At 45.1% G+C, this 15,513-nt stretch carries 12 protein-coding genes; 10 read left to right on the top strand and 2 right to left on the bottom strand.

What is annotated here, in order from left to right:
- The first annotated feature begins 135 nt into the window (after positions 1-135).
- From acnB to aguB, 5 genes are all read left to right on the top strand, one after another.
- Positions 136-2,736: a bifunctional aconitate hydratase 2/2-methylisocitrate dehydratase gene (gene acnB / locus H571_RS0112515; RefSeq protein WP_027849612.1), complete on the top strand. Its 2,601-nt coding sequence runs from the start codon at positions 136-138 to the stop codon at positions 2,734-2,736.
- A gap of 160 nt (positions 2,737-2,896) precedes the next feature.
- Positions 2,897-3,865, top strand: coding sequence for a CAF17-like 4Fe-4S cluster assembly/insertion protein YgfZ (ygfZ, locus tag H571_RS15635; protein ID WP_051168332.1), 969 nt, complete (start codon positions 2,897-2,899; stop codon positions 3,863-3,865).
- A gap of 30 nt (positions 3,866-3,895) precedes the next feature.
- Positions 3,896-4,090: a cation transporter gene (locus tag H571_RS0112505; RefSeq protein WP_027849611.1), complete on the top strand. Its 195-nt coding sequence runs from the start codon at positions 3,896-3,898 to the stop codon at positions 4,088-4,090.
- 294 nt (positions 4,091-4,384) lie between these two features.
- On the top strand, positions 4,385-6,631 hold the full coding sequence (locus H571_RS0112500) for a heavy metal translocating P-type ATPase (protein ID WP_027849610.1): 2,247 nt from the start codon (positions 4,385-4,387) through the stop codon (positions 6,629-6,631).
- A 2-nt stretch (positions 6,632-6,633) separates the two neighbouring features.
- Positions 6,634-7,518: an N-carbamoylputrescine amidase gene (gene aguB, locus H571_RS0112495; protein WP_027849609.1), complete on the top strand. Its 885-nt coding sequence runs from the start codon at positions 6,634-6,636 to the stop codon at positions 7,516-7,518.
- Here aguB and aguA read toward each other — a convergent pair.
- Entirely contained in the window at positions 7,508-8,590 is a 1,083-nt protein-coding gene (gene aguA / locus H571_RS0112490) for an agmatine deiminase (protein ID WP_027849608.1), read from the bottom strand. The two genes, aguB and aguA, sit on opposite strands and share 11 nt — an antisense overlap.
- Before the next feature lie 4 nt (positions 8,591-8,594).
- Positions 8,595-9,398 (bottom strand): hypothetical protein, encoded by an 804-nt coding sequence (locus H571_RS0112485; RefSeq protein ID WP_027849607.1) that lies wholly within the window; start codon positions 9,396-9,398, stop codon positions 8,595-8,597.
- Positions 9,399-9,600: 202 nt separating this feature from the next.
- Between H571_RS0112485 and cysP the strand changes: the two genes are divergently transcribed.
- The 5 genes from cysP to H571_RS0112460 all read left to right on the top strand — a co-directional run bounded on the left by cysP (position 9,601) and on the right by H571_RS0112460 (position 15,480).
- Positions 9,601-10,620, top strand: a complete 1,020-nt coding sequence (cysP, locus tag H571_RS0112480; protein ID WP_027849606.1) for a thiosulfate ABC transporter substrate-binding protein CysP — start codon at positions 9,601-9,603, stop codon at positions 10,618-10,620.
- A gap of 6 nt (positions 10,621-10,626) precedes the next feature.
- The gene (gene cysT / locus H571_RS0112475; protein ID WP_051168331.1) at positions 10,627-11,505 is read left to right on the top strand and encodes a sulfate/thiosulfate ABC transporter permease CysT; all 879 of its coding nucleotides are present in this window, start codon (positions 10,627-10,629) and stop codon (positions 11,503-11,505) included.
- Positions 11,505-12,350, top strand: a complete 846-nt coding sequence (gene cysW, locus H571_RS0112470) for a sulfate ABC transporter permease subunit CysW (RefSeq protein ID WP_027849604.1) — start codon at positions 11,505-11,507, stop codon at positions 12,348-12,350. The genes cysT and cysW overlap by 1 nt, the downstream gene beginning before the upstream one ends.
- A gap of 16 nt (positions 12,351-12,366) precedes the next feature.
- Entirely contained in the window at positions 12,367-13,494 is a 1,128-nt protein-coding gene (locus tag H571_RS0112465; RefSeq protein WP_027849603.1) for a sulfate/molybdate ABC transporter ATP-binding protein, read from the top strand.
- A 204-nt stretch (positions 13,495-13,698) separates the two neighbouring features.
- Complete coding sequence (locus tag H571_RS0112460; protein WP_027849602.1) at positions 13,699-15,480, top strand: methyl-accepting chemotaxis protein; 1,782 nt, start codon at positions 13,699-13,701, stop codon at positions 15,478-15,480.
- Positions 15,481-15,513 lie beyond the last annotated feature (33 nt).

The raw sequence follows: 15,513 nt of genomic DNA, 5'->3' as shown, positions 1-15,513 counted from the left end.
ACTTAACTTTGTCGACACTTTAAACTACAATGCCTGCGCCTTTTCAAAGACAACGAAATTTTATTCGTTTGCTTAGATTTTAAAAAAAGTTTTTTTGCAGTAGATAGAATCGCCAACAGATGAGGGTATAAAATCGTGCTAGAAGCTTATCGCAAACATGTCGAAGAACGCGCCGCAGAAGGCGTACCACCTACACCCCTTAATGCAGACCAAACCGCATCTTTGGTTGATCTGCTAAAGAACCCACCAGCAGGCGAAGAAGCATTTCTTGTTGACCTAATTACCAACCGTGTGCCACCCGGTGTGGATGAAGCTGCTTATGTTAAAGCTGGCTTCTTAGCAGCTATCGCTAAAGGCGAAAGCTCTTCACCACTTATTAGCGCAGAACATGCTGTTGAGCTACTAGGCACTATGCAGGGTGGTTACAACATTGTAACCCTAGTAGACCTACTAGATAACGATGATCTAGCTAAGCTTGCTGCTACCCAGCTTAAATCTACCCTACTAATGTTTGATGCTTTCCACGACGTTGCAGACAAAGCCAAAGAAGGCAATGCTAACGCTAAAGAAGTGATTCAATCTTGGGCTGATGCAGAGTGGTTTACTAACCGCCCAGCGCTAGCTGAAAAAATTACTTTAACCGTATTTAAAGTGCCTGGCGAAACCAACACGGATGACTTATCTCCTGCGCCTGATGCTTGGTCACGTCCTGATATTCCTGTTCACGCTAATGCCATGCTTAAAATGGCGCGTGACGGTATCGAGCCAGTTGAGCCAGGTGTTATTGGTCCACTTAAGCAAATTGAAGAAGTTAAAGCTAAAGGCTACCCCGTTGTTTACGTGGGTGACGTTGTAGGTACAGGTTCTTCACGTAAGTCAGCAACCAACTCAGTGCTTTGGTTTTTTGGAGATGACATTCCTAACGTACCTAACAAGCGTGCAGGTGGTTTCTGCTTTGGTAACAAAATTGCACCTATCTTCTACAACACTATGGAAGATGCTGGTGCACTACCGATCGAAATGGATGTTGAAAACCTAAACATGGGTGACGTTATCGACGTTTATCCTTATGAAGGCAAAGTATGCAAGCACGGCACTGATGAAGTGCTTTCTACTTTTGAACTTAAAACACAAGTGCTGTTAGATGAAGTGCGTGCCGGTGGTCGTATTCCTCTAATTATCGGTCGTGGTCTAACTGAAAAAGCCCGTAGCGAACTAGGCCTTGGCCCTTGCGATACCTTCAAAAAGCCTGTACAGCCTGAAGATACTGGCAAGGGTTACACCCTAGCACAGAAGATGGTTGGTAAAGCGTGTGGTGTTGAAGGTATTCGCCCAGGTACCTACTGCGAACCTAAAATGACTACAGTTGGTTCTCAGGATACCACTGGCCCTATGACCCGTGACGAGCTAAAAGACTTGGCTTGCCTAGGTTTCTCTGCAGACTTAGTTATGCAGTCTTTCTGTCACACAGCAGCTTATCCTAAGCCTGTTGATGTGGATACTCACCACACCCTACCAGACTTCATTATGAACCGTGGCGGTGTTTCTCTACGTCCTGGTGACGGTATCATCCACTCTTGGTTGAACCGTATGCTACTGCCAGACACCGTAGGTACTGGTGGTGACTCACATACACGTTTCCCACTAGGTATTTCTTTCCCAGCCGGTTCGGGTCTAGTTGCTTTCGCAGCAGCCACAGGTGTTATGCCTTTAGATATGCCTGAATCTGTACTAGTGCGCTTCAAGGGTGAAATGCAGCCAGGTATCACACTACGTGACCTAGTTCATGCCATTCCTTACCAAGCCATTCAAGAAGGTCTTTTGACTGTAGAGAAAAAAGGTAAGAAAAATGCCTTCTCAGGTCGAGTACTAGAAATTGAAGGTTTAGAGCACCTAACCGCTGAGCAAGCGTTTGAGCTTTCTGATGCTTCTGCTGAGCGCTCTGCTGCCGGTTGTACTATTACCCTGTCAGAAGAATCAGTTGCTGAATACCTAAAATCTAACATCACGCTACTACGCTGGATGATTTCTAATGGTTACGGCGATGCGCGTACTATCGAACGTCGTGCTAAAGCGATGGAAGATTGGCTAGCTAACCCGCAGCTAATGCGTGCTGATAAAGATGCAGAATACGCACACATCATCGAAATTGATCTAAACGAAATCAAAGAGCCTATTCTTTGTGCACCTAACGATCCTGATGATGCACGTAAACTGTCTGACGTTGCTGGCACCAAAATTGATGAAGTATTCATCGGTTCTTGTATGACTAACATAGGTCACTTCCGTGCCGCTGGTAAACTACTAGAGCAATACAAGGGTTCCTTACCTACCCGTTTATGGTTAGCACCACCCACCAAAATGGATCAGCACCAGCTAACACAAGAAGGCTACTATGGTACCTTTGGCCGTGCCGGTGCACGTATGGAAATGCCAGGTTGTTCCTTGTGTATGGGTAACCAAGCACGTATTGCCGCTAAATCTACTGCGGTATCCACCTCTACCCGTAACTTCCCTAACCGTTTAGGTGATGGTGCGGACGTATTCCTAGCTTCTGCAGAGTTAGCAGCCGTTGCCTCTATTTTAGGTAAACTGCCAACCACTGCTGAATACCTAGTTTACGCAGAGCAGATCAACACTATGGCTAGCGACGTTTACCGCTACCTAAACTTTGATCAGATGGATGAATACCAGAAAGCAGCTTCTTCAGTGATTCCTGTTGTTCAAGAGTCCTAAGCAGCTCAAAAAAACTTAACGCTTTAACTAGCTAAAGTTTTACCAGCCCGCCCTGCCTAGCAGTGGCGGGCTTTTTATTGTTAAGCTACATCTGCTCACTTGCATTAATAATACAGATCAATCACATTACTGCAGTGCAATAAATTTAAGGTATCTACCCATGTCTAATGTATTCTTAACTTCTCTAGATCACCTAGCCGTTCTAGAACTCAAGGGTGGTCAGCCAGACAAGCTATTACAAGGCCAAATTACTGCTGATTTACGCTTAGTTACTAATGAACAAGCTTTGCCTGGCTTACTTTGTAACCTCAAAGGTCGGGTGGTGAGTAGCTTTGAAATTATCGCGCTAGCCAGTGATCATTTAGCGCTTATTCTGCCAGCTAGCAGTTTAGATGTAGTGCAAACCCACCTAGCTAAATACCAGCCTTTTTTTAAAACCCAGTTAAAAGAAATCACTGGTGATTACCAATTAATCGGGCTTTCCGGTAAAGAAGTACCGGCTTTAACAAGTAGCCTAGTGGGTGCTTGGCCAAAAAATGAGTACCAGCAGGCAATCACTGAACAAGGTTTAGTGCTTAATTTACCCGGCCCACTACCCCGTGCGCTGGTAATGTTAAAACGTGATACTGAAAACTTTGCTAAAACTCTGACTAAACTTCAAAACCTAACCAACCAAGTAGAAACGGATTGCTGGCATTTGTTAGATATTAAAATGGGGCGTGCAGTGGTTGATGCAGGTCTAACGGATCAGTTTTTACCGCAAATGCTTAACTACCAAGCCACTGGTGCGGTTAGCTTTAAAAAGGGCTGTTATATAGGACAAGAAATTGTTGCTCGTGCCCAGTTCCGTGGACAGGTTAAAAAGCGTTTGCATCGTGCCCACTTAACTACGGGTGAACTTAGCTTGCCTGCCGGAGTCTACGATACAGAAGGTAAGCAGCAGGGTGACATAATAACCCTAGCCGCTGATCGACGCGGTGAGTTAGAAGCCTTGGCTGTTATAAATCAAAAAGCTATCGAAAGCGACACTACTTTATTTGCTGACCCTGATTTAAAAATCAAACTTATTTTGCATAAACTACCCTACGATCCAACCGGTAGAAAAGCATTGCATGGTGCTGAAGCCTAGCTAGCAACGATTAAATTATTGGAGAAAACTATGCCTACTTTAGAACTAAAACTCATGGGATTAACCTGCAACGGCTGCGTAAACAAGGTAACTGAAGCCTTGATGATGAACGAAGCCGTAGAAAGCGTGGAAGTCAGCCAAGACACTGCCAGCATTACTGGCAAGCTAAGCGCCGATCAAGCCATCGAAATTATCGAAGGGCTAGGCTTTGAGGCAGAAGAGTAAAATCTAGCAGTCTGGCAGCAAAACTTGGAGCGAAGTATTGCTACGCAGAAAAGACGCACAAATACTTCTATGGCTTTGATGAGCCTAGGTGCTGCTACGCAGGACACTCAACTTCTCACTAGAATTTAGATAATTAGCTCTCAACAACTCTACATAACTGATCGGCAAAATAACCAAGTGTTCTGCTAAAGCAGGCTGTCTGCAACAGGACGTTGCAGCCAGAGCTTACAGGGACGTATTCACGCGGCCTGCGTAGTAGCACTTGGTTACTTGTTAGCACCTATGGAGGTAATCATGTCCAAACCCCTTCGCCTAGCCCTTAGAGGCATGACCTGTGGCGCTTGCGTTGCCAGTGTCGATAAGGCGCTTAAAGGCGTCAGCGGTGTTGACCAAGTTTCCGTAAACCTACCTGACCGCAGTGCTGAAATTACCGGTAGTGCCGACCCGCAAAATTTAATCAAAGCCGTTCAAGATGCTGGCTTTGGTGCGACGCCCATGAGTGCTGATTATGGCGATACTGAACGCCAAGCCGAAGAAAGTGCTGCCCTTAAAAAAGTTTGGATAAAAACTTGGGTCGCCTTGGCGGTGGGTGCGCCGCAAATGCTGTTTATGATGACCGGGCACTTACCCATGCTGGAAGATGCCCGTCTGCTTTGGGGGCTCATCGGTTTAGCCACCCTAGCCACTATGGTGTATTCCGGTGGTCATTTTTATCGTGGCGCTTGGGTTTCTCTAAAAAATCGCCGTGCCAATATGGACAGCTTAATTGCCCTAGGTACCGGTGCTGCTTGGCTCTATTCCACCTTAATGGTGCTTTGGCCTGAAATTGTGCCGCCTGAAGGTCGCCATGTTTATTATGAAGCCGCAGTCTTTATAATTGGTTTAGTGAATCTTGGTCAAGCCTTAGAAACCCGTGCCCGTGGCAACGCCTCCCAAGCTATACGTCAGTTAATGCAACTCCAGCCAGACACCGCAACACTTATCACCCCAGAGGGTGAAGAAAAAGAAATGCGCTTGGCTTCTATTCAAGCCAGTGATTTATTAAGAGTTCGCCCGGGCGAGCGTATTCCTGTCGATGGTATTGTTGCTGAAGGTGAAACCCAAGTGGATGAATCCATGCTAACGGGTGAACCCCTTCCGGTTAACAAAAGCAAAAAAGATTGGTTATCCGCTGGAACCGTCAACCAAGGCGGCAGTATTAAAATGCGTGTGCGTAAAGTGGGGGAAGACACTGCCCTAGCGCAAATTATTAACCAAGTGCGTAATGCCCAAGGCTCAAAACCTGCCATTGGTCGCCTAGTTGACCAAATCAGCGCGGTGTTTGTACCCGTGGTTATTCTAATTTCTATTATCACTGCTTTTGTTTGGTGGTTAGTCGGTCCCGAGCCACAAGCCGCTTATATGCTGATTTCAGCTATGGCAGTGTTAGTGATTGCTTGCCCCTGTGCCTTAGGTTTAGCCACGCCCATGTCGATAATGGTGGGGGTGGGTCGTGCCGCAGGTAAAGGTGTGCTGATTCGCAAAGGCGATGCACTGCAAGAAGCCTCTAAGCTAAATACGATTATTTTAGATAAAACCGGCACCATCACCCAAGGCAAACCCAAGATGGTCAACTTTGCCTTGCAAGCAGCTTACTTAGAAGGCGCTAACAGCCTGTCTAAAGATGAACTCCTTGCTAACCTAGCCTCCTTGGAACAAGCTTCAGAACACCCCCTAGGCGCTGCTATCGTTGCTGCCGCTAAAGAGCAGGGTTTAGAAATCCCTAAAACTAGCACACCAGAAACGCTGGCTGGCTTGGGCTTAAAAGGCAAAATTAACGACCAAACTTGGTTAGTAGGCAACCGTTCTTTATTGGAAGCAGAAGGTATTAGCCTAAGCGATGCGGCAGTTGAAGAAGCGGCAAACATGGCAGACCAAGGGCAAACCTGTGTGCATCTAATTGTGGCTGGGCAACTGGCCGCTTTGGTGGGCATTGCCGACCCGATTAAAGACGATTCCGCCTCTGCGATTCAACGCCTATTAAAAGCAGGCGTGCAGGTAGTGATGCTAACCGGCGACAGCCCAAGAACCGCTCAGGCAGTTGCTAAGCAAGTCGGTATTACAGAAGTGTTTGCGGAAGTAAAACCCGACGAAAAAGCTGACAAGGTAAAAGAATTACAAGCCAAAGGCTTAAAAGTGGGCATGGTGGGCGATGGTATTAATGATGCGCCAGCACTGGCTCAAGCCCATGTGGGTTTTGCGATAGGAACAGGCACAGACATTGCGATAGAAAGTGCGGACTTAACCCTAATGCGTGGTTCGTTGCATGGGGTGGCCGATGCCATGCTGATATCACGCGCTACGGTGCGCAATATCTGGCAAAACCTGTTTGGCGCGTTTATCTATAACTCCTTAGGTATTCCGCTGGCCGCTGGGGTGCTTTATCCCTTAACTGGCTGGTTGTTAAGCCCTACCTACGCTGCCGCCGCTATGGCCTTGTCATCGGTAACGGTAGTGACTAATGCTAACCGTCTGCGCTATTTAAAACTAGATAAGGAATAATTATGCCTCGCCAAGTCACTGTCGCCGCAGTACAAATGGCTTGCTCTAACAACCTGCAAGCCAATATTAATAAAGCCGAACGCTTTGTTCGTGAAGCGGCAAAGCAGGGTGCGCAGATTATTTTACTGCAAGAGTTATTTGAAACGCCCTACTTTTGTAAAAAGCAGATTTATCAACACCTTAAACTAGCAACTCGCCTTGAAGATAACCCAGCAATAAAGCACTTTCAAAAGCTAGCGGCAGAATTACAGGTTGTTTTGCCCATTAGTTTTTATGAGCTGGCTGGGCAGGCAAGGTTTAATAGCTTGGTTATGCTCGATGCTGACGGTAGTTTGCACCCTAATACCTACCGTAAAACACACATTCCTGATGGGCCAGGTTATAGCGAAAAGTTTTATTTTTCTCCTGGCGATACTGGCTTTCAAGTATGGAAAACTCGCTATGCACGCCTAGGCGTTGGTATTTGTTGGGATCAGTGGTTCCCTGAAACAGCGCGTGCATTAGCTTTAAAAGGGGCAGAAATTATTTTCTACCCCACCGCCATAGGCAATGAGCCACAAGACCCGAGCTTAGATAGCTGCGCTCACTGGCAAAGAACCCAGCAAGGCCATGCAGCAGCTAACCTAACCCCTGTGGTGGTTGCTAATCGCGTGGGTGTTGAACAAGAAGATGAAATAACCACTACCTTCTACGGTTGTTCATTTATTACCGATGAGTTTGGAGCCAAGGTTGCAGAATTAGGTAGAAAAGAAGAGGGGGTAATTCTTGCTCGCTTCGATTTAGACCAGCAAGCCTTCACCCGAGAAAGTTGGGGCGTGTTTCGTGACCGCCGCCCCTCTAGCTACCACACCTTGTTAACCAAAGATGGTAAGCTAACTAGCCAGTAACAGCAGGCTGTTGCTGGGTGATGCAGTGAATATTGCCACCACCCAGCAATATTTCTCGGCTAGGCAACAAGATTACTTTGCGTTCTGGGAAAAGCTTTTCTAGTAAATTGGCTGCTAAAACATCTTCTGCAACGCCAAAACTAGGCGCTATAACACCACCATTAACCAGCAAGAAGTTAACGTAACTAGCAGCTAAACGCTGACTAGGTTCACGCGGCTGGCTACCAATCACCCAATCAACACCGGCGCACTCTTCAGCAGTGGCATAAACTGCTTGGGGCAAAGGCATTTTATGAACTTTTAAACTGCGCCCTTTGGCATCTTGGGTGCTGGTTAAAACCGCTAAGGCTGCTTGGCAACGCGCATAGTTGGGGTCTTGTGGGTCATCTGTCCAAGCTAAAAGCACTTCGCCAGGGCAAACAAAACAGCAGAAATTATCAACATGGCCATTGGTTTCATCATTAAACAAACCTTCAGGCAGCCAGATAATTTTTTCTACGCCTAAATACTGCTTAAGTTTTGCTTCTATGGCAGCGGCCGTTAAATTAGGGTTGCGATTAGGGTTTAATAAGCATTCGGCTGTGGTTAGCAAAGTGCCTTCACCATCCACATGAAACGCACCACCTTCCAAAACCAAGCCCTCGGTACGAATAGACTGGCAGTTTTCTAACTGTAGAATTTTACGTGCTACTTGGTCATCACGCTGCCAAGGAAAATACAATCCACCTTGCAAGCCTCCCCAAGCATTAAATTCCCAATCTATACCGGCTAGTTGGCCTTGTTGGTCTAGAACAAAAGTTGGCCCAGTGTCTCTAACCCAAGCATCATCACTTGATAGCTCAACTACACGGATATTAGGGTGCTTTAAGCGGTTATAAGCATTGTCATACTGATCAGCATTCACCCCAACCGTTACAGGTTGGAAGCGGGCGATGGCTCTAGCAACTAGGGTAAAAGCCGCCTGTGCAGGCTTAGCGCCTAAACGCCAATTATCAGGACGTTCTGGCCAAAGCATCCAAGTTTGTTTTTGCTTGGCCCATTCTGCGGGCATAAAGTAACGAGTAGCAGTCATCTAATTATCCACGTTGATTACGGGCTTTAGCTTTACCTGCCATCACTGCACGCTGCATATCTGACTTAAAGCCATCTTCTTCCTCTAACTCATCCATGCTGTCTGCCAAAATGTTGGGTGTGGCTGCTAACTCTTGTTGAGCCTTAGATTTAATTTGCTCTATCGTCTTACGAATTTCGTCATAAATACCACTAAAATGCTCTTGCTCGGTGCCGCGATATTTTTTTAATTCTTTAATAATATTTTGATAGTAAATAAGTGCTGCACGGTATTTTTTGTTTTCTAATTGAGCCGCCGCTAAAGACTTGTTCATCTCTACTACTACTTGAGTTGCAGCATAACGAATAGAGGTTAAAAACTGCTGTCCACGTGCTTCGCTTAAGCGGCCTTCACGGTATTCTTTCATTATTAAAAACTGCACATTTTTAAGCTGATTCATGGCTTCCTGCCCTTTAGCTTGGCTTTCAATTGGCTCTACTTTAGGGTTGGGGTTAGCCTTAACTTCTCTTACAACCTGTTCGGCATTTTGCAACTCTTGTATAAAATCTTCACTTTTATCGCCCGCATCTTGCTGTAGGTGTAATAAAGTTATCCAACGCTCAGCTAATGCAGAACGTAAATCATAAGGAAGTAGGTGAGGACGAATTCGCGTAACTAGTGGCTCAAGGCGTTTTACCTGAGTTTTAATATCGTAAATTTTTCGTTCCGTTTGAATGCGTTTTTCTTCTACAACCTTACGATGATGAACAAAAAATATCGTTGTAAAAGCTAAAAAAACTACGACTCCAAGCAGTATAAGGGCAGCCATTTTTAATCCACTTAAGGTTAATTTTTTCTAATAAGCCGTAAAATATACTGTTTATCTGCTCTCTTTTCCACTTTAAGCAATTGCTAATTTTCCTTTAGTTTTTTGCATATTCTTATTTGATATATTGAACACTCTTGTTATAACCATCTATGAAGATTAGTCTAATCACAAGATTTAGAATAACTTTCAAAAGGAATACAAGATGTCTTTAAAATTCAAACGCCTAGGCAAAACACTAATTGCTAGTGGCCTTACTTTAGCCCTAACCAGCCCAACTGTTTTAGCTGAACAGCCTAGCCTGCTCAATTCTTCTTACGATATTGCCCGTGAATTGTTTGCCAGCTACAACGAACACTTTAACGACCATTGGCAAGAAAAAACGGGGCAAAAAGTTGAAATCAAACAATCTCACGCTGGCTCTTCACGCCAAGCCCAAGCCATTATTCAAGGCTTACGTGCCGATGTGGTAACTTATAACCAAGTCACCGATGTGGATATTCTTCACGAAAGAGGCAAGCTATTACCTAAAGATTGGCGTCAAAAGCTGCCTAATGCCAGCTCACCTTATTATTCCACCATGGCGTTTTTAGTTCGCAAAGATAATCCCAAAAATATTAAAGACTGGGACGACCTAATCCGTGATGACGTTGATCTAGTGCTTCCTAACCCTAAAACTTCAGGTAATGGCCGTTACAGCTATTTAGCAGCCTTGGGTTATGCACAATTAAAGTTTAATAAAGATGAAGCCAAAGTCGATGCCTTTTTACGCAGGTTTTTAGGCCAAGTGGCTGTGTTTGATACCGGTGGACGCGGTGCCACCAACACCTTTGTAGAACGGGGTATTGGTGATGCCCTGCTAACTTTTGAATCAGAAATTCAAGGCGTTATTACAGCCTTCCCAGATCAAGAGTTCCAAATCGTTGTGCCTTCTAGCAGCTTCTTAGCTGAGTTCCCCGTTGCAGTGGTCGAAAAACCTGCAAAGCGTAATGGTAACTTTGAACTAGCCACTGCCTATTTAGAGCACCTTTATACCCAAGACAGCCAGCGCTTATTAGCTAGTTTTAACTACCGTGTGCACGACCCAGTGGTTAAAGCAGAAACTGCGGCTAACTTCCCTGACTTAAAGCTACTGACCATTGAAGAAATTGCTGGCGATTGGAAAAACGCCATGCAGGTTCACTTTGCTAGTGGCGGTAAACTAGACCAGTTGCAGCGCCGGTAAATAACCATGACACCTGCTAGCCTGCTTCCTAAAAACCTAATCAGCAAAAGCTTCAAAGTTACCGGCAGGCAAGTGCTGCCGGGCTTTGCTTTAAGCCTTGGTATCTCGCTATTTTTTATTAGCTTGGTATTACTTTTACCTTTAAGCGGCCTACTGGTACAAACCGCGGGTATGAGCTGGGCAGATTATTGGGCAGTGGTTACTGATTCCAGAGTCATGGCTTCTTACCAAGTCACCTTGTTAATGGCTTTAGGTGCTTCCTTGCTAAATGGTGTAGTGGGTTTATTGCTGGCTTGGGTTTTGGTGCGCTACACCTTCCCCGGTAAACGCTTAATAGATGCGCTAGTCGATTTACCCTTTGCACTGCCTACCGCAGTGGCTGGTATTACTTTGGCTACCTTATTTTCTGCACAAGGTTGGTACGGCCAAGGTTTGGCTAAGCTGGGCATTCAAGTCGCTTATACGCCGTTGGGCATTTTAATTGCCATGCTTTTTACCAGCCTGCCCTTTGTAGTGCGTAATGTTCAGCCAGTGATGGAAGACTTAAATTCAGGTGATGAAGAAGCCGCACTTAGTCTAGGTGCTAAGGATTGGACAGTGTTTCGTCGGGTTATTTTTCCAGCCCTTTGGCCAGCTTTAGTAATGGGCGTGGTGTTATCTTTTATTCGTAGCCTAGGCGAGTTTGGCGCAGTTATTTTTATTGCTGGCAATATGCCCTATTTAAGTGAAGTGACCAGCTTAATGATTTTTGTGCGTCTGCAAGAATTTGATTACGCCGCTGCCAGTGCCATAGCGTCAGTTATTTTAATGGCTTCTTTGGTGTTGTTGTTTGCAGTGAATATTTGGCAGACACGCTACCTTAAACGGCTAAAAGGCAGTCAATAATGAGTAACCATAAAATCAGCCATCAACAACGCATTGGCGACCAACCTTGGTTAAGGCGATTATTGATTGGTTTAGCTTTTTTGCTGGTGGGTGTTTTGTTGGTCGTGCCTTTGATAGCAATTTTTGCTCAAGCTTTAAGTGCTGGCCTAAATGTTTTCTGGGTCAATGTTAGCGATAAATACACGCTACATGCCATAGGTTTAACCCTATTAGTAGCCGCTTTAACCGTGCCTTTAAATTTGGTTTTTGGGGTGTTTTTAGCTTGGTTAGTGACTCGTTTTGAATTTCCGGGTCGGCGCATTTTAATGACGCTTATTGATATTCCTTTTGCGGTTTCGCCTGTGGTTGCTGGCCTTATGTACCTTTTGCTTTATGGCAGCAATGGTTGGGTAGGTAGCTGGTTAATGGAACACGACCTACAGCTGATGTTTGCTTGGCCGGGCATAGTTATGGTGACCGTATTTATTACCTGCCCTTTTGTGGCGCGTGAACTGATTCCTTTAATGCAGCAACAAGGCAGTTCTGAAGAAGAAGCAGCACTCAGCTTAGGTGCTAGTGGTTGGCAAATGTTTCGCCGTGTGACGCTTCCTAATATTAAATGGGCGCTTTTGTATGGCGTGGTTTTAACCAATGCCCGTGCCGTAGGTGAGTTTGGTGCGGTATCCGTGGTGTCGGGCAACATTCGTGGTGAAACCAATACCCTGCCACTGCATGTCGAGCTGCTATATCAGGACTATAACCTAGTCGGTGCTTTTACTAGCGCCACTCTATTAGCTGCTTTGGCTTTATTAACCTTGGTTGTAAAAACTTTTTTAGAATGGCGGCAACAACAAAGCGCCAGCTAGTTTTAGGTGAAACTCTATGAGCATTCAGATTAAACAGATTAGTAAGCAGTTTGGTGATTTCCAAGCCCTTAAACCGCTAGATTTAACCATTAACGAAGGTGAGCTAGTGGGCTTATTAGGGCCTTCGGGTTCTGGTAAAACTACCCTACTGCGTATTATTGCTGGCTTAGAAACTGCCGACCAAGGGCAAATTTTATTTAGCGGCAAAGACGTAACTAACCTGCACGTTAGAGACCGCAAAGTAGGCTTTGTATTTCAGCACTACGCTTTATTTCGCCACATGACCGTAGCCGAAAATGTTGCTTTTGGTTTAGATGTACTGCCTAAAAAGCAGCGCCCGACTAAAGCAACCATTAAACAGCAGGTCGCAGAATTGCTAGATAAAGTTCAGCTGAGCCATTTAGCCAGCCGCTACCCTGCCCAGCTTTCGGGTGGTCAAAAACAGCGCATTGCTTTAGCGCGTGCGCTAGCCATGCAACCGCGTGTGCTACTGCTGGATGAGCCCTTTGGTGCGCTGGATGCCAAAGTACGTAAAGAGCTGCGCCGTTGGCTGCGTAACCTACATGATGAGCTGGGTTTTACCAGCGTGTTTGTTACCCACGACCAAGAAGAAGCCTTAGAGGTTTCTGATCGGGTGGTAGTCATGAGCCAAGGGCAAATAGAACAAGAAGCCACACCCCAAGATTTATACCAGCAGCCTGCTAGCCGTTTTGTGTATGACTTTTTAGGGGGCGTGAATGTGTTTGAAGGCGAAGTGTCTTCTTTAAAAAGCAATCGCCTAGAGCAAGGCAAGGCTTGGGTGGCTTTTCCTGATGGGTACAAAGCAGAAGCTGGGCAGCTTTACTTGCGTTCCCATGAACTCAGCCTAAGCAACCAACCTTCAGCAACAGCCCACCTGCCGCTAAAAATTAAAGCAGTGAGTTTAATTGGTGCTGAAGTGCGTGTTGAATTAGAACCACTAGGCTGGCACAGCCAAGATTTATGGGAAGTAGTGATTAGCCATTCTCACTACAACCACTGGCAACCGCAAAGAGGTGATACTTGCTTTGCTCAACCTCAGGCTGGGCAGTTATTTACTAGCAATGAAAACCAAGCCCTAGCAATTAGCTGGACGAAAGAACAACTTTTGATAAAAACTGCCTAAAACTAAACATAAATCATAAAAGGTGCATTCATTAGGCAGCATTAACAAAACCTTTCTTCACACAAAAAACTACGGGCGACACATAACATAACAAGCTCCAAATAATCACTAGCCCGTTAGTCTAAACCCACTTCTTATTCATGTTATAAACTGGCATATTGTTGATCTGGTCTTACAAATTCCAAAAACAAGAGTAGATTGACCATGAGTTTATATCGAACAATTGAAAAAGCCTTCTGGTACACCCTTACCCGAAAAATTGTCGGCAATGTTATTGCCCTGCTATTACCCCAAGCCATTTTAGTTATTTCAGCTGTTGTTTTGCTGGGTAAGTTAGAAAAAGAAATCACTGCAGTGGGGCAACAAGCAGCGCTTTACCCCATGTTAATGAACTTTTGGGTGCTACTGGGTGTATCTAGCCTAATAGCCCTAGCCGTTGGCATCTTCACTGTATTTTTTATGCGTTCCTTGTTTGTAAAACCAGTACGAGATATCACCAAGGTTTTACAGGCTATACGCGAAAAAAATGGCGATATCTCTGCCACCCTGCCTGACTATACCCACGATGAAATTTCTGAAATGGCGCGCAGCTACAATGATTTTTCTGGACAGTTAAAAGAGATGATTAACGAAGCAAGGGATCACTCAGTTAATGTGGCACTCAACGCAGCCCGAGTGCAAAAAATGGTCAACCAAGCCAATGCTTCCTCTCTACATCAAGAAGAGCAAGCCCAGCAAATATTTGAATCGAGTAGCCAATCTACCCAAGCTATAGAAGAAATCTCCTCAAATACCAGCCATATCAGTGATCAAACTCAGCGTAACCTTGCAGAAATACACCAATCCAGCACTGAATTAAAAGATGTTTCTGAGCAAATCCAAGGTGTCACCAAACTCGCTAAAGGTTTCCAAGAAACCGTAGCTACTCTTAGTCAAAACTCAGAAAACATCATCACCATTCTTAGACTGGTCGAAGACTTCTCAGAACAAACCAACCTTTTAGCACTCAATGCTTCTATTGAAGCAGCCCGTGCTGGCGATGCAGGTAGAGGTTTTGCTGTAGTAGCAGATGAAGTACGTAGCCTAGCGCAAAAAGTTGGCCAAGCAACGCAGCAAATTAATACTAACATTACCGAAATGACCGGCTTGGTTAAGAAAACAGAAGTAGGGTCTAATACCATTTTAGGTGACGTACAAGAAGCCGAAGGTTTTATGGTACGAACCAGTGATCAGTTTATAGAAATGGTTGCAGGCTTTGAACAAATGAGCCAACAGCTCACCACCATTTCTGCAGCCATAGAACAACTTTCCAACACCAACCGCCTAACCCACCAAAATGTTACCAGTATTGCTGACCTCTCCCATTCAGTAAAAGAAGACATGGAACTCTCGCGTGAAAGTGCCTATGAATTAGAAACAGCAACTCAGCGCACTCAGGAACTTCTATCTCGCTTTATTATTGGCTATGGTGGATTTGAACGCATTACCCAAATTGGTTTGAGTTACGCAGAAGAAATAACCCAAAAACTTGAGGGCTTAGCTGCACAAGGCGTTAACTTATTTGATACCAATTACCAAGCCATTAACCCAGATGAAAAGCACATTCATTATATGACCAGCTACATTAAAGCTGCCGAAGGCGTATTACAGCCTTTGTATGATGGCTTCTTAAAAAAACACCCCGAGTTTGCTTATGCCGTAGGGATTACCAGCGAAGGCTATGTTCCTATTCACCATGCCAAAGTATCTAAACCAAGAACCGGTGACCCAGCAGTTGATAACCTAAATTCAAGACAAATGCGAATCTACTTCGACTCTAGAGCAGAAAAGCGCCGCTGTACCCACGACAGTCCCTTCTTATTACAAACCTTTATACGTGATACTGGTGAAATCCTAAACGACCTATCTATTCCCTTATATATTTCTGGCAGACGCTGGGGCTCCTTAATTATGGGCTTTGAAACCAGACACCTATTAGCTGAATAGAAAACTAAAGTTACCAGCTAAGCTGGCGCTTAC

Source organism: Marinospirillum minutulum DSM 6287 (assembly GCF_000422325.1).
Lineage (GTDB): Bacteria > Pseudomonadota > Gammaproteobacteria > Pseudomonadales > Halomonadaceae > Marinospirillum > Marinospirillum minutulum.
Note: the sequence above shows the minus strand (reverse complement) of the source record. Positions and strands in the feature narration are given on the sequence as shown.

Coding starts and splice junctions, on each gene's coding strand:
- H571_RS0112500 (WP_027849610.1), top strand. CDS start 4,385: ATGTCCAAACCCCTTCGCCTAGCCCTTAGAGGCATGACCTGTGGCGCT.
- aguB (WP_027849609.1), top strand. CDS start 6,634: ATGCCTCGCCAAGTCACTGTCGCCGCAGTACAAATGGCTTGCTCTAAC.
- aguA (WP_027849608.1), bottom strand. CDS start 8,590: ATGACTGCTACTCGTTACTTTATGCCCGCAGAATGGGCCAAGCAAAAA.
- cysP (WP_027849606.1), top strand. CDS start 9,601: ATGTCTTTAAAATTCAAACGCCTAGGCAAAACACTAATTGCTAGTGGC.
- H571_RS0112505 (WP_027849611.1), top strand. CDS start 3,896: ATGCCTACTTTAGAACTAAAACTCATGGGATTAACCTGCAACGGCTGC.
- cysW (WP_027849604.1), top strand. CDS start 11,505: ATGAGTAACCATAAAATCAGCCATCAACAACGCATTGGCGACCAACCT.
- H571_RS0112460 (WP_027849602.1), top strand. CDS start 13,699: ATGAGTTTATATCGAACAATTGAAAAAGCCTTCTGGTACACCCTTACC.
- ygfZ (WP_051168332.1), top strand. CDS start 2,897: ATGTCTAATGTATTCTTAACTTCTCTAGATCACCTAGCCGTTCTAGAA.
- cysT (WP_051168331.1), top strand. CDS start 10,627: ATGACACCTGCTAGCCTGCTTCCTAAAAACCTAATCAGCAAAAGCTTC.
- H571_RS0112485 (WP_027849607.1), bottom strand. CDS start 9,398: ATGGCTGCCCTTATACTGCTTGGAGTCGTAGTTTTTTTAGCTTTTACA.
- H571_RS0112465 (WP_027849603.1), top strand. CDS start 12,367: ATGAGCATTCAGATTAAACAGATTAGTAAGCAGTTTGGTGATTTCCAA.